The organism is Xanthomonas sp. LF07-6 (assembly GCF_034105445.1).
In the GTDB taxonomy this organism is placed as follows: Bacteria; Pseudomonadota; Gammaproteobacteria; order Xanthomonadales; family Xanthomonadaceae; genus Xanthomonas_A; species Xanthomonas_A sontii.
The window spans coordinates 247,474-266,537 of sequence record NZ_JAXGGI010000003.1; the positions used below are offsets into that span (position 1 = coordinate 247,474).

The 19,064-nt window shown below is 60.5% G+C and carries 16 protein-coding genes; 14 read left to right on the forward strand and 2 right to left on the reverse strand.

Translation table 11 applies throughout. From position 1 onward, the window contains the following. Positions 1–19 precede the first annotated feature (19 nt). From trbF to SLW56_RS08530, 8 genes are all read left to right on the forward strand, one after another. Entirely contained in the window at positions 20–721 is a 702-nt protein-coding gene (gene trbF / locus SLW56_RS08495; RefSeq protein WP_320694675.1) for a conjugal transfer protein TrbF, read from the forward strand. Continuing rightward, the gene (trbG, locus tag SLW56_RS08500; RefSeq protein WP_320694676.1) at positions 718–1,734 is read left to right on the forward strand and encodes a P-type conjugative transfer protein TrbG; all 1,017 of its coding nucleotides are present in this window, start codon (positions 718–720) and stop codon (positions 1,732–1,734) included. The genes trbF and trbG overlap by 4 nt, the downstream gene beginning before the upstream one ends. Before the next feature lies 1 nt (position 1,735). After that, positions 1,736–3,055, forward strand: a complete 1,320-nt coding sequence (locus SLW56_RS08505; RefSeq protein WP_320694677.1) for a TrbI/VirB10 family protein — start codon at positions 1,736–1,738, stop codon at positions 3,053–3,055. A gap of 47 nt (positions 3,056–3,102) precedes the next feature. Then, complete coding sequence (locus SLW56_RS08510; RefSeq protein WP_320694726.1) at positions 3,103–3,357, forward strand: DUF2274 domain-containing protein; 255 nt, start codon at positions 3,103–3,105, stop codon at positions 3,355–3,357. Between the two features lie 1,028 nt (positions 3,358–4,385). After that, on the forward strand, positions 4,386–8,060 hold the full coding sequence (locus SLW56_RS08515) for an RHS repeat-associated core domain-containing protein (RefSeq protein ID WP_320694727.1): 3,675 nt from the start codon (positions 4,386–4,388) through the stop codon (positions 8,058–8,060). A 1-nt stretch (position 8,061) separates the two neighbouring features. Next, positions 8,062–8,322 carry a hypothetical protein gene (locus tag SLW56_RS08520; RefSeq protein ID WP_320694678.1) on the forward strand — a complete coding sequence of 87 codons (261 nt, stop codon included), beginning with the start codon at positions 8,062–8,064 and terminating at the stop codon, positions 8,320–8,322. A 180-nt stretch (positions 8,323–8,502) separates the two neighbouring features. Continuing rightward, positions 8,503–9,168 carry a calcium-binding protein gene (locus SLW56_RS08525; protein ID WP_320694679.1) on the forward strand — a complete coding sequence of 222 codons (666 nt, stop codon included), beginning with the start codon at positions 8,503–8,505 and terminating at the stop codon, positions 9,166–9,168. Positions 9,169–9,352: 184 nt separating this feature from the next. Further along, complete coding sequence (locus SLW56_RS08530; RefSeq protein ID WP_320694680.1) at positions 9,353–9,688, forward strand: hypothetical protein; 336 nt, start codon at positions 9,353–9,355, stop codon at positions 9,686–9,688. A 79-nt stretch (positions 9,689–9,767) separates the two neighbouring features. Here the strand turns inward: SLW56_RS08530 and SLW56_RS08535 are convergent, their stop codons facing one another. Beyond that, positions 9,768–10,097: a hypothetical protein gene (locus SLW56_RS08535; protein WP_320694681.1), complete on the reverse strand. Its 330-nt coding sequence runs from the start codon at positions 10,095–10,097 to the stop codon at positions 9,768–9,770. 239 nt (positions 10,098–10,336) lie between these two features. Here SLW56_RS08535 and SLW56_RS08540 point away from each other — a divergent pair, with 239 nt between their 5' ends. Next, positions 10,337–10,768: a hypothetical protein gene (locus SLW56_RS08540; protein WP_320694682.1), complete on the forward strand. Its 432-nt coding sequence runs from the start codon at positions 10,337–10,339 to the stop codon at positions 10,766–10,768. Here the strand turns inward: SLW56_RS08540 and SLW56_RS08545 are convergent. Further along, positions 10,752–12,263: an MASE1 domain-containing protein gene (locus SLW56_RS08545; RefSeq protein WP_320694683.1), complete on the reverse strand. Its 1,512-nt coding sequence runs from the start codon at positions 12,261–12,263 to the stop codon at positions 10,752–10,754. The two genes, SLW56_RS08540 and SLW56_RS08545, sit on opposite strands and share 17 nt — an antisense overlap. Positions 12,264–12,645: 382 nt before the next feature. On the opposite strand from SLW56_RS08545, the gene SLW56_RS08550 reads away from it, so the two are divergent. The 5 genes from SLW56_RS08550 to SLW56_RS08570 all read left to right on the forward strand — a co-directional run bounded on the left by SLW56_RS08550 (position 12,646) and on the right by SLW56_RS08570 (position 18,939). Then, positions 12,646–13,641 (forward strand): restriction endonuclease, encoded by a 996-nt coding sequence (locus SLW56_RS08550; protein WP_320694684.1) that lies wholly within the window; start codon positions 12,646–12,648, stop codon positions 13,639–13,641. Then, a complete protein-coding gene (locus tag SLW56_RS08555) occupies positions 13,638–14,726 on the forward strand; it encodes an ABC-three component system protein (protein WP_320694685.1) in 1,089 nt (362 codons plus the stop codon). Before SLW56_RS08550 ends, SLW56_RS08555 begins: the two co-directional genes overlap by 4 nt. Then, positions 14,723–15,217 carry an ABC-three component system middle component 2 gene (locus SLW56_RS08560; protein ID WP_320694686.1) on the forward strand — a complete coding sequence of 165 codons (495 nt, stop codon included), beginning with the start codon at positions 14,723–14,725 and terminating at the stop codon, positions 15,215–15,217. The genes SLW56_RS08555 and SLW56_RS08560 overlap by 4 nt, the downstream gene beginning before the upstream one ends. Beyond that, positions 15,214–17,094 carry an AAA family ATPase gene (locus SLW56_RS08565; protein WP_320694687.1) on the forward strand — a complete coding sequence of 627 codons (1,881 nt, stop codon included), beginning with the start codon at positions 15,214–15,216 and terminating at the stop codon, positions 17,092–17,094. Before SLW56_RS08560 ends, SLW56_RS08565 begins: the two co-directional genes overlap by 4 nt. A gap of 225 nt (positions 17,095–17,319) precedes the next feature. Continuing rightward, on the forward strand, positions 17,320–18,939 hold the full coding sequence (locus SLW56_RS08570) for a VPA1262 family N-terminal domain-containing protein (RefSeq protein WP_320694688.1): 1,620 nt from the start codon (positions 17,320–17,322) through the stop codon (positions 18,937–18,939). Positions 18,940–19,064 lie beyond the last annotated feature (125 nt).

Genomic DNA, 19,064 nt, shown 5'->3' on the forward strand with positions numbered 1-19,064 from the left:
GACCATCAAGGAGAACCCCATGCGATTCAAACGACCACGGGTGCGCTATGGCGACACGCCGCAGCCCGCTACGCCCTATCAAGCCGCGGCCCAGGCCTGGGACGAGCGCATCGGCTCGGCCCGGGTGCAGGCGAAGAATTGGCGGCTGATGGCCTTCGGATGCCTCGGGCTGGCGCTCGCGCTGGCCGGCGACCGCATCTGGCATTCCACGCAGTCGCTCGTCACACCCTACGTCGTCGAAGTGGACAAGGAGCACGTGCGCGCCGTGGGCAAGGCAGTTACCCCGTACCAGCCCACCGACGCGCAGATCGCCTTCCACCTCGCGCAGTTCATCACCCGCGTGCGCTCGCTGTCGGTCGATCCGGTCGTGGTGCGGCAAAACTGGCTTGATGCCTACAACTACACCACGGACAAGGGGGCCGGCGTGCTCAACGACTTCGCCCGCTCCAACGATCCGTTCGCGCGTGTCGGCAAGGAGTCGGTGACCGTGCAGATCACCAGCGTGGTCCGCGCCAGCGAGTCGTCCTTCAACGTGCGCTGGACCGAACAGCGCTTCGCCAACGGCGCGCTGGCCGGCACCGAGCGCTGGACCGCCGTCATCTCCATCGTCCTGCAGCCCCCGCGCACCGAACAGCGGCTGCGCAAGAACCCACTGGGCATCTACGTCAATGGCCTCTCGTGGAGCCGTGAACTCGATGCCCCCGAAGGAGCCAAGCCATGAATTCGTGTTTCCGTGTTTCCGCTTCCGTGCTTGCTGCAATGGTCGCCCTGGCCGGTTGCGCATCGAACGGTCGGCACGCGCCGCGCATCCCGCTCGACGAGCCGGTGCAGGCGCAGCCGCTGCCCGAGCCGCCCAAGCCGGTCGAAGTGGTGGAGGTTCCCAAGGTGTTGCCCATGCCGGCGCAGATGAAGCCGCTACCGGCCGCCGATGAGCCCAAGCCCGCGCCGGAGCCGGCGGACGAGGCCGTGCGCGTTTCCCGCGCCAATGCCGAGGCGCGCGTCGCACCGACACGCGACGGCTACGTCAACGCGATCCAGGTGTGGCCGTACACCGACGGTGCCCTGTACCAAGTGTACACGGCCGCAGGGCGCGTCACCGACATCGCGCTGCAACCGGGTGAGGAATTGGTCACCGTGGCCGCGGGCGACACGGTGCGCTGGATCGTGGGTGACACCACGAGCGGCGCCGGCGCCGATCAGCGCGTGAGCATCCTGGTCAAGCCCATCCGCGCGGGCTTGCATACCAATCTCGTCATCAAGACCAGCCGCCGCACCTACCTGCTGGAACTGACCTCTACCGAACAGGCATGGATGGCTTCCGTTTCCTGGGAATATCCGAAGGACCGCATCCTGGCGCTGCAGCGCCAGGCCCAGGCTGCGCAGGCGGCTGCACCGGTCGATGCCGGCCTCTCGCTGGAGCAGATCCGGTTCCGCTACGCGATCACCGGCAGCAATCCGCCATGGAAGCCGCTGCGTGCATTCGATGACGGGCAGAAGGTGTACATCCAGTTCCCGCCCGGCATCGCGCAGGGCGAGCTGCCGCCGCTGTTCGTCGTCGGCCCTGAAGGTGGCGCACAACTGGTGAACTACCGCTTCCGCTCTCCATACTACGTCGTCGATCGCCTGTTCGGCGCGGCCGAACTGCGCCTGGGCGGCGGGAAGAGCGCGGACGGCAAAGCGGGCGAGGGCGAGGTGGTGCGCATCGAACGCACAGATGGCCAGCGGAGGGACTGACATGGTTCAGGACCTCCCCAACAGCGGCGCCGCGCAGCGGCCCGCCAAGGTGGCGCCGGAGACCGTCGCGCTGCGCGCCCAGCCGCGCGCCGTGACCCGGCTCAACCGCCGCACGCTCGCGGTCCTGATCGGCGGCCTGTCCGCCGCCTTGCTCGGCGCGCTGATGTGGTCGCTGCAGCCGCAGCGGCGCGCAGCCACCGAACAGCCCGAGCTCTACAACGTCGATCGCATCGCCAAATCCGATGGCCTGGATGCGCTCCCGAAGGACTACTCGCAACTGCCGCCGGCAGCCCCCAAGGTGCCTGAGTTGGGGCCGCCGCTGCCTGGTGACCTGGGGCCGGCCATCCTCAAGTCGCAGCAGCAACCCGCGGTGGCGACCTACTCGCCGCCCGGCCAGGACGCTGCGGCGGCCGAGCGGGACGCGCTGCGCAAGGAGGCCGAGGCTGCCGCGGGATCGTCGGTGTTCTTCCGCACCGGCAACAACCGTCCGGGGAGGGCTGCGGACGCCGCGGCGCAACCTGCCGGGAGCGCTTCGGCGTCGCCTGCGTCCGCGCTCGCGGCCTTCGACCCGCTCGCCGCAGGACCGGCTTCGACCGCGCCGCAACCAATGGATCCATCAATTGCGCAGAACCGGCAGGACCAGAAAGAGGCTTTCCTGAAATCCGGAACGCGGGATACCCACAATTCCGGAAGGCTCCAGATGCCGGCGTCGCCTTACCAGGTCATGGCGGGATCGGTGATCCCCGCCGCCCTGGTCACCGGCATCCGCTCGGACTTGCCCGGTGACGTCATCGGCACCGTGACCGAGCCCGTGTACGACACCGCCACGGGCCAGCACCTGCTCATCCCGCAGGGTTCGCGCATCTTCGGCCGCTACAACAGCCAGGTCAGCTACGGACAGAGCCGCCTGCAGGTCGTCTGGCATCGGATCATCCTGCCCGACACGTCCTCGCTCACGCTCGACAACCTCGTGGGCACCGATCCGGCCGGCTACGCGGGCCTGGAGGATGGCGTGGACCGGCACTGGGACCGCCTGCTGGCCGGCGCGGCGCTCACCACGCTGCTAGGGGTGGGAGCCGAACTGGCCGCGCCCGAGAACCACCAGGACGGCAACCGCATCGTGATCGCCGGCCGGGACGGGCTGCAGGACTCCGTAAACCAGGTGGGGCAGGAGCTGACCCGCCGGAACCTCAACGTGCAATCCACCTTGACTGCCCGGCCCGGGCTGCCGGTGCGAATCATCGTCAACCGGGATCTGGTGCTGCGGCCGTACCAGCCGATCTTCTTCGCCAATGGCAAACCACAGGGAGCATCGCAATGACCCAGGGCAACGACAGCAATCAGGCCAACGACAGTGGGAAGAGCGAAGTGCGCGGCAGTGGCAGTAGCAGCACTGCCGCCCGTGCGCCGCAGAACCGCCGCAAACTGCGGCTGGGGCCGTTGCCCAGGACCGACAGCACCAAGATAACTTTCGTGTGCCCAGCCAGCCTCAAAGCCGACCTTGACCGCTATGCCGCACTGCATGGGCAGACCTACGGGGAGACGGTCGATGCGGCTGCGCTGATTCCGTACATGCTGGAAGCGTTCATGGCGGGGGATCGGGGGTTTCGGCGGAAAAGGTGAGCGGCGGTAGAAACAGTGCCCCAAATTGGCTACCTCAGTTCCTGCAAGTTGTGCTTGCGATTGCAATGGAGTGATAGTAGTGTGATGAAGTAATCATTCAGGAATTCAAGGATCGAAGATGAATGAAATCGCTGGTTGAAGACCGGCCTCACTTGACATGAATAGAGCGCAGATTCCGGCAGCGCTCGCCTATCAGTTAAGCAAATTAATCAGAAATCTCTGCAGTCAAAAATTTGGCTGCAGATTTTCGCGTGGAATATTCAAGTTTAATTTTCCATAGGGGGCGTGCGATGAAATTCATTCTTGCATTGAGTTTGTTTTTATTGTTCGGTAGTGCAAAAGCTGATGAGCCGAATTATTGGGGGCCACCATATCAGATTGGTCATGATGGTGACGAAGTCCTCGGCGTGCCAGGGGTTTACGGAAATCTTGACGACGTGCTTGCAGGAATAGATGCAGAGTTTGCTTACTTGGGAGGTAGGTGTCCTAGCTATGACGTCTACAATGATTACTGTTGGTTTAGGGCGGAATGTAAATTTGAAAAGTCCGTCTATAGCTTCTCTCCAAACACAAGCGGTATAGCTTACAGGGTGGAGTTTTGGAGCAAGAGCGGCATGGATACGTGTAACAGCAATAAAATTTACTATGCCCAGGCAATGAATACTCCTAGTAGGCCCGGTGCGGCGCTTGGAGGGTCGCAGTGTGATTCCGAAATATATTGTGGCAATCCAATAAATTTCGCGTCGCGAAATAAATTTCAACGCGAATCTGACGCCGATTTGTTAGGATTTTATAGATATTACAACAGCGACCAACAGGCGCGAACCGAGCAAATCGGCAATAGATGGACGCACACATATAATCGCCGCCTAATTCTTGCTGCGGGGAGCCAGATAGAATGGATTCACGAAGATGGATCCTCCACCATGTTCACCCAGGCAACTGGTGTTTGGAAGGGGGATGATAGTCGCGGGAGTCTTCTTAAGTCAGTTGCGGCTGATTCCGGTGCTTTGCCTAGCGCAAAGTGGATGGCTGCCAGGTCATCAGGCGATGAGTATGAGTATTACGATGCAAAGGGACGGCTACTTGAGGTTCGCAATCGAAATGGGCGAAGGCAGTTCATTGCGTATTTGAGTGATGACGCGAAAGACCCTGGCTATAGGTGGCCGGTGCAAGTCCTCGATCAAAGCGGGCGTGGACTTGTTTTTAGTTACGGTGCCAGTGGCAGAATTTCGTCTATTTCGCAGACTAATGGGAGCAGTGTTTCTTATGCATATGATGCGGACGGGAACATGGCTGCAGCCACCTATTCGGATGGATCGAAGAAGACATACGTGTACGCCGAGCGTGACAATATGGATGGATTCTTCGATGTTTCGACCCTTACAGGAATTATTGATGAGGATGGGGGAAGGTTTGCAACGTATGCCTACCAAGACCGGTTTCCTGTCTCAACCAGCCACGCTGGCGTAGAAAAACATACTGTTGCATATCAGGCGCGACCGGATAGCGTCGGCTATGTGGATGTGGTCTCACCGCTTGGAATGACCGAGCGGCACCGGATTGAAAGGATAAATGGAGCTTATAAGGCAACAAGAGTAGTCGGCTCTTTCGAAGGTGTTGCTTTTGAAAGGTCGCGCCAGTTCGATACGCAAGCACGAGTCATTGAGAAAAAGGATGCGATTGGGAACGTTACGAAGTACACCTATGGTTCAAACGACCTCCTTTCTGATGTCGCGATAAGCGATGGTGGCGGCAACGTTGTTTCAAAAACCAGCTTCAAATGGGATGCAGATCTTCTGGTTCCCGTTGAGAGAAAGCGCTTTAATGCCAACAATTTGGCGGAAACTTTAAGCTATGGCTATAACAACAGGGGGCAGGTACAGGCAATTAGTCGCGCCGGAGCCGGTACAAACACTAAACGGGCAGTTGCAATTTCCTATTGCGAGCAGTCGGACGTCGATGCTGGTCGCTGCCCTTTCCTTGGTCTTTTGACGTCGATTGATGGCTCGCGTACCGACGTTAATGACATCAGTAGCTACAGCTACTACCTCTCCGACGACAGTGCTTGCGCTTCTTCCCCAATCAACTGCACGCACCGCAAGGGCGACCTGTGGAAGGTGACCAATGCGCTCGGCCAGGTCACCGAGTACCTTGCCTATGACGGCGCCGGTCGCGTGCTGTCGGTGAAAAACGCCAATGGCGTGGTCACCGACTACACGTATCACCCGCGCGGCTGGCTGACCGTCAGCAAGGTGCGTGGGGCCGACGACAGTAGCGAGAGCGACGATCGCATCACCGCGATCGACTACTGGCCGACCGGCCTTGTCAAGCAGGTGACGCAACCCGATGGCGCGTTTACCCGCTTCACCTACGATGCGGCACATCGCCTGACCGATATCGCCGACAACGCCGGCAACACCATCCACTACACCCTGGATAATGCCGGCAACCGGCTCAAGGAAGACACCCAGGACGCTTCGGGCACGCTCAAGCGCACGCTCTCGCGCGTGTACAACCAGCTCGGCCAACTAGCCACCCAGGCCACCGCGCAGGGCGACCCAACCGATTTTAGCTACGATGCTGCAGGCAACACCGCAGTTATCACTGACGTGCTGGGATCCAAAAACCAGACCGACTACGATCCACTCAAGCGCTTGGCGCGGACCCTTCAGGACGTGGGCGGCATCGCCGCCGAGACCAAGTTTGGCTACGACGCCCTGGACAACCTGACCAAGGTCACCGACCCCAAGGGCCTGGACACCACCTACGCCTACAACGGTCTGGGCGACCTGACCAAGCTCACCAGCCCGGACACCGGCAGTACCACCTACACCTACGACAGTGCCGGCAACCGCGCCTCTCAGACCGACGCGCGCAACATCAAGACCAGCTACGGCTACGACGCGCTGAACCGCCTGATCCAGGTCACCTATCCGACCACCAGCCTCAACGTCAGTTACACCTACGATGTCAGCCAGACCACCTGCGCCGGCGGCGAGACCTATGGCGTCGGCCGCCTGACCCGGATGCAGGACGGCAGCGGCAGCACCGACTACTGCTATGACCGCTTCGGCGATCTGGTGCGCAAGGTGCAGACCACCAACGGCAAGGTGTTCGTGGTCCGCTACGCCTACACCAAAGCCGGGCAACTGAGCCGCCTGACCTACCCGGATGGGGCGGTGGTGGACTACGTGCGCAACGCCCAGGGCCAGACCACCGAGGTTGGGGTGACCCCACCTGGCGGCACGCGACAGGTGCTGCTGAACCAGGCGACCTACTACCCGTTCGGCCCGGTCGCCGGCTGGACCTACGGCAACGGTCGTCCGATGCAGCGGGTGCTGGATCAGGACTATCGCCCGCTGGCGGTCAACGACACCCGCAGCGACGGCCTGGCGGTGGGCTTTGCCTTCGATCCGGTCGGCAATCTCAGCGCGCTGACCGCGCCGGGCAACACCTCGCCGGTCGTCAAACTGGACTACGACCCGCTGGGCCGGCTGACTGGGTTCAGGGATGGTCCGACCGATGCGGTGATCGACGGCTATACCTACGACGCCACGGGCAACCGCCTTAGCGCCAAGGTTAATACCACCACGCAGACCTACGCGTATCCGACCACCAGCCATCGCCTGAGCAGCGTTGGCGGCACTGCGCGCAGCTACGACGCGGCCGGCAACACGACGGCCATTGGTGGCACGGCCGTGCAGTACGTCTATGGCGCCAATGGGCGGCTGACCCAGGTCAAGCGCAGCGGCACCACCGTGGCGAACTACGCCTACAACGGCCGCGGCGAGCAGGTGCGGCGGGTGGGCAAGACCAACACCTATACGCTGTATGACGAGAGCGGTCATTGGCTGGGCGACTACGACGCCAATGGCGCAGTCGTGCAGCAGGCGATCTGGTTGGACGAACTTCCGGTGGGCGTGCTGGCCAAGACCACGCTGCGCTATGTGGAGCCGGACCATCTCGGCACGCCGCGCGCGGTGATCGATCCGACACGCGACGTGGCGATCTGGCGCTGGGACCTGAAGGGCGAAGCCTTTGGCGCCACCGCCCCGGACCAGGATCCGGACAAGGACGGAACCGCCTTCGTGTTCGACATGCGTTTCCCGGGGCAGCGCTATGACGCACTGAGTGGGCTGAACCAGAATTACCACCGTGACTATGAGCCGGGCACTGGACGTTATATCCAGAGTGATCCGATTGGGCTAGAGGGTGGTTTGAGCACATATTCCTATGCGTTGACGAGTCCGTTGCATCTAATTGATCCCAGCGGACTTCAGGTTTTTTATCCCGTAAATCCCGCTCTGAATGGTTCTGCGGCAGTGGTGGCGGCAAGGAATCAGAACGATCCAGAAAATCCTTATAATCTTGATCAATACGGGCCTAAAGTAGACAGCCCGGAAGTGCAGGCGGCATTTCAGCTCACCATGATGGTGAGTCCGCAAAATGCTATAGGGCCTAATGGGCTTTTGTGGAAGTTATCCATGCTAGCCGCTAACGCGGTTTGCAGTGATGAGGACGAACCCGATGATAAGCAGTGCGATCATCAGTATTACAATGTTGATATTCCGACTTGTCGTGCAATAGGTAGGGCGCGAGGAAAAGCTGCAGGTACTGTATGCTATGCTTCTGCGGCAGAGCGCTATTCGGCCTGCTTGGTTGGACGCCCTATGCCTCCATTAAATACATGGAATAATTAAAATGAGTGAAAATATTGATATCAATGCTTTTATTCATAAAGATGGAGGTATTGAGCCTTTTTCGCTTAAAATATCCGAGCCAATTCCTTCGGGTGAAGATGACTTTTACTGTGTCGTACATATGCCTGGAGTGTTGGCAAAAGATAAAAAAATTATAGGAATTGACGCGGCTCAGGCAAGCGAGCTGGCAGCTAATTTTGCCAGGTCCATGTTGGGTGATGCCAAGATTGTTGATGAAAATGGAGTTGTCATCAACTGGTGATGTAAGAAATCGGATAGATCCGCCAGCATTCCGCTGGCGGATTCTTCGTTATCGCCGATCCAGGCTGGCCTATTGGGTGGTTTCTCATCTGAACCTCTCCGTCCCCGGCGTCTTCCAGGCGGGCGCTATCACCGGACCTCCCGCACGACGCGCTGATCGGCACGAGCGGCAACGACCACCATGTCCGGCCTCGCTGGCGACGACACCTACATCGTGGGCAACACGGGCGACAAGGTGGTCGAGTCAGCCAACGCCGGAACGGACACGGTGATGTCCAGCGTGACCGACATGCTGCCGTCCGACGTCGAAAACATCGTGCTCACGGGCTCCGGCGCGATCAATGCCACCGGCAACGCGTTGGACAACCACCTCACCAGCAATGCGGGCGCCAGCGTGCTGACGGGTTGCGCGGGCGTCGACTTCCTGGCTGGCGGGGCAGGGGCCGATACGCTGGCGGGTGGCCTGGGCAACGACACCTACTGGCTCGCACGCGGCCACGGGACCGACACGATCCAGGAGAACGACACGACCAGCGGCAACCAGGACACCGCAAAGTTCGCGGGCGATGTGTCCTCGCTCCAGCTGTGGTTCCGCAAATCGGGCAATAACCTGGAGGTGAGCGTCATCGGCACGAGCGACAAGTTCCTGGTGACCGATTGGTACTTGGGCCCGCGCTACCAGGTGGAGTGGTTCGAGGCCGGCGACGGCAAGGCGCTGCAGGCCAGCCAGGTGCAGAACCTCGTGCAGGCGATGGCGTCGTTCTCGCCGCCGGCGGCGGGGCAGACGCAGCTGCCGGCGAACTACCAGAGCAAGCTGGAGACGACCCTGGCGGTCAACTGGAAGTGAGTGAAATGCGCGGCGTCTTCGGCCACTCAGGTCGGGGTGTCGCGCTAACTATGCCTGACCCAAAGCCAGCAAGCTCCGGGCTTTGTCCACTCTCGTAGACGTAGCCGCCCGGCAGGTGCTTGCTGAGGCAGGCCGGCGCGGATAGCTTGGGCGAACCGCAATGCGAGACACCAGGAGTTGGGACATGGACAGCAACTCTCGCCACTTTTTTCGCGCCGTGATGTTGGCCGCGGTGACCACGACCGCAGTCGCCACCGCAGCGGAGCCGACGCCTCCGGCCGGGCAGGTCATCCAGGGCCTGGGCGAGCGCATTCCCGTGGGGGCCAAGAACATCAGCCTTTCGCCACACTTCAAGGTCTACAAATTCGAGCGCGATGGCTTGACCTATGTGCAGATCAATTCACCGCAGGATGAAGTGCTGACTGCTCTGATCGTGACGCCTGGAGTGCAGCAACAGTTGCCCATCGGCTCTGCCGCTGGAACGCCCGTGGTCTTCGTTGATCCCCAAAAGCTGCCCTGACATCGTCATAGCGGCAGGACCGGGCAACTGGTGCATAGCGGTCACGCCCGTAAAGCGCCATATCAGCTAGCCGGTGCGCTCAATCACGCATCTTCCGGGCAAGCTGCTTTTCCGCGCGGCTGGGAGGCGGCTCCGGCGCCCGTCGCCGCGCGCCGGTCTCGATTTCCCGCAATAGGCGTCCAGCATGCGAGTAAGCCCACCGCTCCACGGAGCGCATGGCCGATTCCTGCGAGCGAAAGTACGCGTAGGGGTGGCTGGTAACCCGCTCGTCGTGGCGGTTGACGTTCGCTATCCAGCGACCGTCCGGGAACACGGTGCGGCTCACGTTCGCGACGACGGTATGGTGGCATTTCAGCCAGGTCTTGCCCCACTGGTCTGTTTCCCATGAGAAGTGCTCAGGTAGTGCCATGGCGCCATGCTATTCGAAGGCGTCTCATTGGCTGAGACGCCCGGCCATCCAGGCGCCATGGAGAATTGAAGAAAGCTGTTGGCATTGGTGGAACGCCCGAACCAGCCTTGAGGCATGTCGCTTCGTCATGCAGGGGGGCGAAGCCTCGCAATTGTCGCCCGTTCCCCCTGCTATGCCGCGTACCTTGGACCTGCCTGAAATGCAGGCGAAAGCTCCCCAGAAGGGGACAAGGACGAGTCATGGAGATGAAGAAGACGAGCGTGCTGGCCCGTGTCGCGCTGGCCAGCGTTTTGCTGGTTGGTGCCCAAGTTGCGCAAGCCTGCTGCCCGGATGGTGGGCATGGAGCGCCTGCAGCGGCGGCGGGCCTGGGCGAGGCGCTGCCGAAGGCCAGGAACCTCGCGCTGGATCCGGCTTGGCGCATCTATGAGTTCCAGCGCGACGGCGTAACGTACCTGCAGATCAATGATGTGGCGGGCACGGTGCGCGCCGCCGTGGGCAGGGTCAACGACACGCTATGGGTACTGCCGATGGGGGCGGACGTGGCGCGCGTGACCTTGCCGGTGAAGGGGGCCAGCGCCACGGGCACGGTGGTGTACCAGACCTCCGGCTTCGTCGTGCGCGTTGTGCCTGGCAGCGGTGGCAACGCATGGCAGATCAGCGCCGCAGATTGATTCCTTCGCCGACCGATTCGGACACCAGAAAGCTCAGGCTGTAGGCATGGCGGCGCCGGCAGGTGCCGCCATGCACTTTGAGCCGCGCGGCCAGTTCCCAATCTGCCTCTCGCGCCACCGTGCGCTGGCGATCAAGCGGTGACGTGTCAGCGACCACGCAGACCGCGACTCCCTGCCTGCTGCCCGCATGCCACACCCTGGCCTTGAGGAGGTGCCGCTTCGCCGGTGGCAGCGTCTCGACCACGTTGAGCACACAGCGGTAGGCCACCAGCTGCAGCCCGAGCGAGAGCCGCATGGGATCCCCACGTAGATGACACCGGAACTCGGTGTCGCACAGGTTGCTCAGGGCCACGGAGCGGAATGTCTCGAACAGGCCATGCGTTTCGATGCCCAGCGGATACAGCGCCGTGACGTACTCATCCAGCAGCCGTGCCTGGATCACCCCGCTGCGCGTCATCTCCATGGCTGCCGCATGCTGTCCCCGGGAGCGGAGGTGGGACACGATATCCTTGCGCAGCTTGTTGATGTGTACGGTGAGGTCGCTGTACTCCACAACACGGCGTCGCAGTGTGCGTTCCGCCTGCAGGTAGCTGGCTTGCGCGAACTGCAGGGCCTCCTGCCGTTCGTGCCGAAATCGGCCCGCGCGCTCGAACGCAATCGACAGGCGAGACCCAAACACGAACAGGCCCGTGGCTGCCGCGGCGAGCGCGATCTGCACCCGAAATGCTTCCGCGTGATAGGCCGCCAGCGTCATCGCATCCGGCAGCATGATGCCGATGGCGACATTCGCGAGCACGACGCCCGCTGTGGCACCCCGCCAGCCGTGCAGCAGCGTCAGCACGATCGCTGGAATGACCATCATCCCCATCAGCATCTGGCGGGATAGGTGGTCAAGCGTTGTGCCGGCGACCAAGAACAAGGCCACGACGGCCCCGCAGCCGAGAAGCACATCCCTCGGCAATCGTGGCCTAGCGATCCCGGGCTCTTTTCGGCGCAGCCATAGCAGCGACGGCAGGACGAACATCAGCATGCCCAGGTAGTCGCCAAGCCAGTATCGCGCCAACGCCTCCATGGGGGTGAGCGCCGTGTAGCCCTTCATGGTGACGTTCATGGCTACATTGCAGAGCGTGCTCCACAGCGCCAATGCCAGGGACAGAGGAAGCAGCAGGTACTCCTGGTCCAGCAGTCGCGGCACGTAGCGGCGCGCGGCATGCACCGCCAGGGCGACGCACGGCATCAGGAGGAACGGGCTCGCATAGGCCCATAGCGGACTGGCGCCGCGCTCTACCATTGGGACACGGATCGTCAGCAGCGCGACCGCATCGCCGGCCAGCAGGTAGGGCCAAAAGCGGTATGGCATGAACAGCAGGGTCGCTGCGCGCAGCCCCGCAGGCAGGTACCACTGGTCCATGGAGTAGCGCCACGCCAGCAGAAAGGAGGCACAGTAGGCTGCCGCCAGCAGAATGCCTTTGGTGATGTCTTTCCCCGCGGCCATTCCGACCATCCGTGGCGTGTCAGGGCTACTGTACAAGCTGGTTCTATAGTCGGGGTAGACAGCTGGGAAGATCCTTGGATGGCTTGCGCCTGGTGCCGGAGTTCGTAAAGTGCCTTCCTTTTCTGTATCAGAAAAAGCTCTTCTCGGGTGACGGTAAACGCGGACTGGCACGTGCCACCTGCTTAAGTAAACACGATTAATGTACGATTGACGTGCATCATCAACTGCTCTCGCCGAGGCTGACTAATCAGTGGGAGCGAATCGAGCCATTCGCGAACACAAGGCCCACAAGCAGCTAAAGAATGCGTAGGAAAGGACTTATGACAGCGGGGGATAAAACCTTTTCTCAATGTGGTAAGTGTGTTTGTAAGGAGGGTGTCGCGTGACCGGCGCCTCTACAGACATCACGTTCCACTATCCACCAGAGCTGTTCAATCTCCTGGTGGATGTTGTCCCATTGCTCAACCGATCGAAACAGGATGTGCTTGTCTTCTTTCGTGGCGCGGGTGTGCCTGACGCCATGATTGCGGACATGGCTGCTCACTTGAGGAGTACCCCTAAGGACGTCAATAAGTACCAAATGGTGCGCACTGTGCTTGAGCGCCTCAATGCGAAGGGGGAAGCCGCGCTTCGCGAGCGGCGTGAAGTGCTGAGGCGCGTTGTAGATTTTGCGAGCTTTGATTCGTGCTGGCCCGATGACCAGCTCAAGGCTAAGGGCCTTGTCGCCAGCATCCGCGAAGTCGTCAACCAAAAGGATGCTTTCACGCGCATGAACAATGCCCGTGAGGAGGAGCGGCAGGCGCGCTTGGCAGAGACACAGCGGATCGCAGCACAGAAGCGCGAGCGCATCTCCAGGATCGATAGCGCCAAGCAGGCTTTGTATGCACTGTTTGCTACTTCGGCGACGGCACAGGAACGCGGCAAGATGTTGGAAACAGCCCTCAACAATCTCTTCCAGGCCTATGGCGTTCTCATTCACAAAGCCTTCCACTTGGTCGGTGATACCGGGGAGGGGATCGTTGAGCAGATCGACGGAGTGATTGAGCTTGGCGGGATGCTGTACTTCGTAGAAATGAAGTGGTACCGCAATCCAGTCGGCAAACCAGAAATTTCAGAGCATCTCGTACGCCTCATGTCGCGCGCCGAAGTTCGAGGCATCTTCATCTCCACCAGCGATTACACGGAACCCGCAGTCCACACGGTGCGCGAGTTCCTGCAGCAGAAGGTCTTGGTTCTTTCGACGCTCCAAGAAATCGTGCGTTTGCTTGAGCACCAAGATGACCTCGCAGATTTCTTCACGAAGAAGGTCCAGGCAGCGCAGATACACAAGAACCCGTACTTCCGTCCTTATGACAGTCAAGGACAAGGTGCGTCATGACGGCGAGTTGGAAGGACATCAACAGGCCGTCGAGCCCCCAGACCGCGGTCACCGCGGCGCAGGTGGCGAACGGTCCCGTCATTCCGCCACAGCAAAGACTATTGACCTACTCGCCAGACGAGTGGGAAGGCTTCGTTGAAGAGTGGGCCTACTACTGTCTTCCGGCGAAGTACAAGCATGTCCAGCGCTTCTCGGGTGCTGGTGACATGGGAATAGACATCGCCGGATTTGCGGACGAAAAGCGCCTCAAGGGTGTATGGGATAACTACCAGTGCAAGCACTACGACCATGCTCTTAGGCCCGGCGATGTCTGGGTTGAGTTCGGCAAGGTCATCTGGTTCTCGTACAGCGGTGAGTACGTCGCACCCCGTCATTACTACTTTGTTTCCCCGCGAGGTGCGGGCACGTCCCTCAGTCGCTTGTTGGCGAACGCTCCGAAGCTGCGCGAAGAGTTGATTGCCAACTGGGACAAGCACGTAAAAGACGAGATCACCACTAAACAAGCGGTGCCACTCGATGCAGCGCTTCGCGCCTATGTGGACGCCTTCGACTTCTCGATCTTCGACGCTAAAACCGCGCTTCAGCTCGTTGACGATCACCGTAGCACGCCGGTTCACGCGGCGCGCTTCGGCGGTGGACTGCGAGCGCGGCCTGCTTCTGAAAAGCCTCCCCAAGAACTCGCCGCCACCGAAAGTCGCTACGTGACACAGTTGCTCGTGGCATACGGCGAGCACACGGGGGCGGCCGTGACTGATCCCTCGGCGCTGTCCGTGCCGAAGCTTAAGGACCATTTCCGCCGTCAGCGCGAAGCGTTCTATGAGGCAGAGTCACTGCGCGTCTTTGCGCGCGATAGTGTGCCACCTGGCACCTTTGAATCCTTGCTCGATGACATCCACGGCGGCGTTATCGATACGCATGACGCGAACTATGCCGATGGCTACGAAAAGGTCTGCGCCGTCACCAAGGCGGCCCGCGACATGCAAATCACGGCGAACGCCCTGATCACCTGCACGAACCCCAAAGATAGAGATGGAATCTGCCATCAGCTCGTGAATGAGGATCGCCTACGGTGGACACAATCATGAGCCTGGAATCCAAGCCGATCACGTTCAATGGCCCGCTGGAGGCTGGTATCCGCGCGGTATCGATTCTGGGGGCAGCGTATCCGCAAAATTACGACCTGCAGAGGCTCGTCGCCCTTGACTACCTTCTTGTCCATACAGGCGATCTCAATGGTCCTACCAACTTGCATCCGCCGACGCCGACGCCCTCGGCTGAATTGCTCGTGCGCCGCAAACTGATCGAGCAATCGCTGCTGCTGATGATGACCCGCGATCTCGTGAAGCGTGAAGTCACGGCTGACGGCATTAAGTACGGCGCGGGAGAGAACGCCGTGACGTTTCTATCGTCCGTGTCTTCCAGTTATCTGGTTGCTCTCAAGGAGCGCGCCACTTGGCTTGTCGAAACCCTCGGCGATCTCACGGACGAACAGTTCAAGGGTGTCATGCGTCGCTTCTTTGACAGATGGGTTGAGGAATTCCAGCAGGTTGAGCGGAGCCTGGGAGGTGAGGTATGACGGAAGAAACCCCCGGTTTCCGCCTGCGCTTCCTTGGCTTTTTTGGTCCGCAGAACCAACCATCGACCGTCACCTTCGGTCCCGGCCTGAATGTCATCTACGGCGCTTCGAATACCGGGAAGTCATTCATTGTCGAAGCTATTGACTTCATGCTTGGTGGTAAGCCGCCCTTGCGCGATATCCCGGAACGCGTTGGCTACGACCTCATTCTTCTGGGTATTGAGACGCTTGACGGTAAGTCTTTCACGCTCTGGCGCAGCATGGATGGTGGCAGCTTTCGACTCTACGAAGACTTGTATGAGGAACCGCCTGCGATTGACATTCCCTACAAGCAACTTGACGAGAAGCACAGCGAGAGGAGCGATGCGAATCTGTCTTCTTTCTTGCTTGGCCTGTGCGGTCTTGGCGGCAAGCGTGTCCGCAGGAATTCGCGGAACGAGACCAATAGCCTGAGCTTTCGCAACATTGCGCGTCTGATGATCGTCAACGAGACGGAGATCACGCAGCAAAGCTCTCCGCTCTTTGACGGCAACCCCACAGCCAACACGCCGAACCTTGCAACTTTCAAGTTGCTTCTGACCGGGACTGACGACTCAGCGCTAGTCGCCAGCAATAAGAGCGAACCAGAAGAGTTATCACGTGAAGCGCAACTGCACCTTCTTGATCAACTCCTTGGCGACTATCGTGACCGGCTCAACGAGTTGACCAAGAGCCCGAAGGAACTGGAAGAGCAACTGGAGAAGATCGACACTTCACTCCGCCAGCAGGCGGCCCAAGTGAACACCACCGAATCCGACTTCCAAGAGGCCGCCGGGAAGCGACGCGAACTGCGTAAGAGACTTGAGGAGAGCCGCGAGCGACGCGCTGAAGTCGGAACGATGCTTGCGCGGTTTAGCTTGCTCGACAAGCACTACGCATCCGATATCGAACGCCTACGCGCTATCGAGGAAGGCGGAACGTTGTTCAACGTCCTTGGCTCCGGGCATTGTCCTCTCTGCGGGGCGGCTCCCGCCCATCACAGCGCCGGTGCCGAATGCAACGGGGACATTGATTCGGTGGTTCAGGCGGCGCGAAAGGAGATCGCCAAAATCGAGGTCTTGCGTGCTGAACTCGCCGAAACCGTCCGAAGCCTTGAGCGCGAAGGTACCAAATTTGACCGTAGGATGCCCGCCATCGTACGGGAGCTGGAGTCAATCTCCGAGGCGGTCGAAGAACTGATTGCGCCCAGGCTATCGACCCTTCGGAAATCCTATTCTGACTTTGCCGACAAGCGCGCTGAAGTGCGCGAGGCATTGGCGCTATACGCCACCGTGCAAGACATGGAACGCCGCCGCGCTGCTCTTGAGAAGGGTGCCGATGACGACAAAACCGGAGCGCTTGCGAACGCAGACATCCCTACTGCCGTCACGTACAACTTTGCCAAGACTGTTGAAAGCATCTTGAAAGGTTGGCATTTCCCAGAATCAGGGGATGTTTACTTCGATTCCAAAACTCGCGACCTTGTCATTGCCGGAAAGTCGCGCAGCGCGTTTGGCAAGGGTCTTCGTGCCATCACACACGCAGCTTTTACCCTCGGGCTGCTGGCTTTTTGCCGAGCGCGGCAGACGCCGCACACCGGATTCGTTGTTCTTGATTCTCCCTTGCTTGCGTATCGAGAACCAGATGGAACAGAAGATGACCTGACTGGCACTGACCTTCAGGAACAGTTCTACGCTTACCTTGAAGCAGTACCGGCTGACACACAAGTCATCGTGGTCGAGAACACCGATCCGCCTGATGCAATCAGGCAGCGCGAGCAGTCGCTGATGTTCGGTAAGAACCCGCATCATGGTCGATACGGGTTGTTCCCTTTTTCGGCGAACTCTGACTCAGCTTAAGGCTCGTGTGGACCCAGTCCATCAAGCACGACTCACCTACCAAGAAGGCAAATCGCCGCTAGTAAATTCAATTCGGGAGATGGGTTAGATTTGAGGTGACGTGCTCCCAACCTGTAGCGACGCGCCCAAAAATCGTTTTGCCCGTGGTTGTTCCCGCGCTCAAAACTAGATCAGAATCAGCAGGGGAGGGGTGCCCGGCTGGGCCGCCGCGAAAAAGGAAAAGGAATGAAATCGCAGGAGCAGGGCGTGATCGCTGCCGAAGAGCATCAGGAGTGGGCTGTCATTCGGCTAGTCACCATCGGAAGTAGGAACGAGATCGGCAGGCTGCTCTTTGCTACCGTCACGGAGCTGGCGTCAGACAGGCCAGCCCCCGCGGCCATGCGAGGCGTCAATCGTTTCGAAATGAAGAAAGGTGGCGAGAAGCTCAACTTCCGCAGGACCGTTCTCGCGAAGCACGACGCCATCAGGTGGTACCGGTCCCTGGAGGAGGGCACGATCGCGACGCCGGTCCCTACCCGACCGGAGGACCGCGAGAAGTACGACGGGTTGTCGATGCGCGTTACCAGGCTTGATGACAGCCAACCCTGGCCGAATCTCGGGCTGCCTATCAGGGAAGAGTTCTTCGGACCCGAAGCCGAGGACAGCAGCAATCCCGCCCCGTTCCTCGGTAGCGTCCCCTCTCGTCTGCACCGGCGTTTCGGCGACCGCGCGGGCTTCGAGTCTTTCCTTGGTCATGGCGACGCACAGGCGTTCGTCGCCAGGCGCATGCATGTGAATCTGGGTGAGTACCCGGAGTACCTCAGCAGCGCGGTCTATATCGCACCGGACCCGGTGATCCGGCAGATAGACAGCTTCATGGTGCCGCCCAGGGACGGTTACGGCGAGCGGATCGTCCATCGCTTTGTGCCCCATGCCGGACAGCGCCTGGATGGCGTGCGCATCACCGCCTTCGACAAGGAAGCCCGGCTGCTGACGCACTTTGAGACCATTTCCGTGCCCGCCGATGGCATCGTGGAACTGGACAAGGGCACCTGCATGGGGCAGTACGGGTTTGTGGTGACCCACGAACGGCACGGTGTCCTGGCTTACCAGCCCTTCGTCTCTTTTGTTCGTCAGATGCACCTGAACATGTACGCGAGGAGCGCCACCCGGCGCGTCGTTAGGGTGCCGCTGGGCGACGCCGAGAATGCGCCGGTCATTGAGTACTCCGCGGCGCCGGAATCGAGCCTCGCGTCGGCGTCCGTGTTCGGGGAGCCCGTGGCACCTAGCACGAACGAGCGCGTCGAAAGAGAGGCCAGGATGCGCGAACGGCGCGCGGAAGCCAGGCGCCTCGGGCAGCGATGGTTTCCGGAAGGCTCGCGCGCCGAGGCCGCTGGCTTCGTCCAGGGACTGCTTCGCGGCGCGCGTTCTAGGGTGGTCATCGCCGATCCCTACCTGTCGACGTTGCAGTTGGGCCAGTTCCTCTACGCGGTGCACGGGAGCACGGTCGGCGTCACGCTCTTGACGACCAAGCTCGCCTTCACCCCCAATCCTTCGCGCACCCGATCGAGCATGCTCCAGGCATTCAAGGACAGCCTCAAGGATCTGCAGAAGCATCAGAAGCTGACGCCGAGGGTCCATGTCATTCCTGCCTCCAGCCTGCACGATCGCTTCCTGGTTGTGGACGACGAGGTGTGGCTGATCGGCAATTCGCTGAACGCACTGGGCGAAAAGGCCTCTATGGTCGTCAGGCTTCCCTATCCCGACGAAGTCATCGAGCGGTTGCAAGGATTGATCACGGGGACGCCCGACCTCGATGCCTACATTGGCCAGGTTGCTAACGCGACAGGCGGGTCGGAGGAATGAGAAAACCAGCGTCTGGCCCTGCTCTGGCCGTCAAGCCGCCGCGCGTTCCCCTCAAGAGCGAAATACTGTGGGGATGCGAAAGTGGGGGCAGCCCGCGATTTCCCCTAGACATGGGGACGATCCAC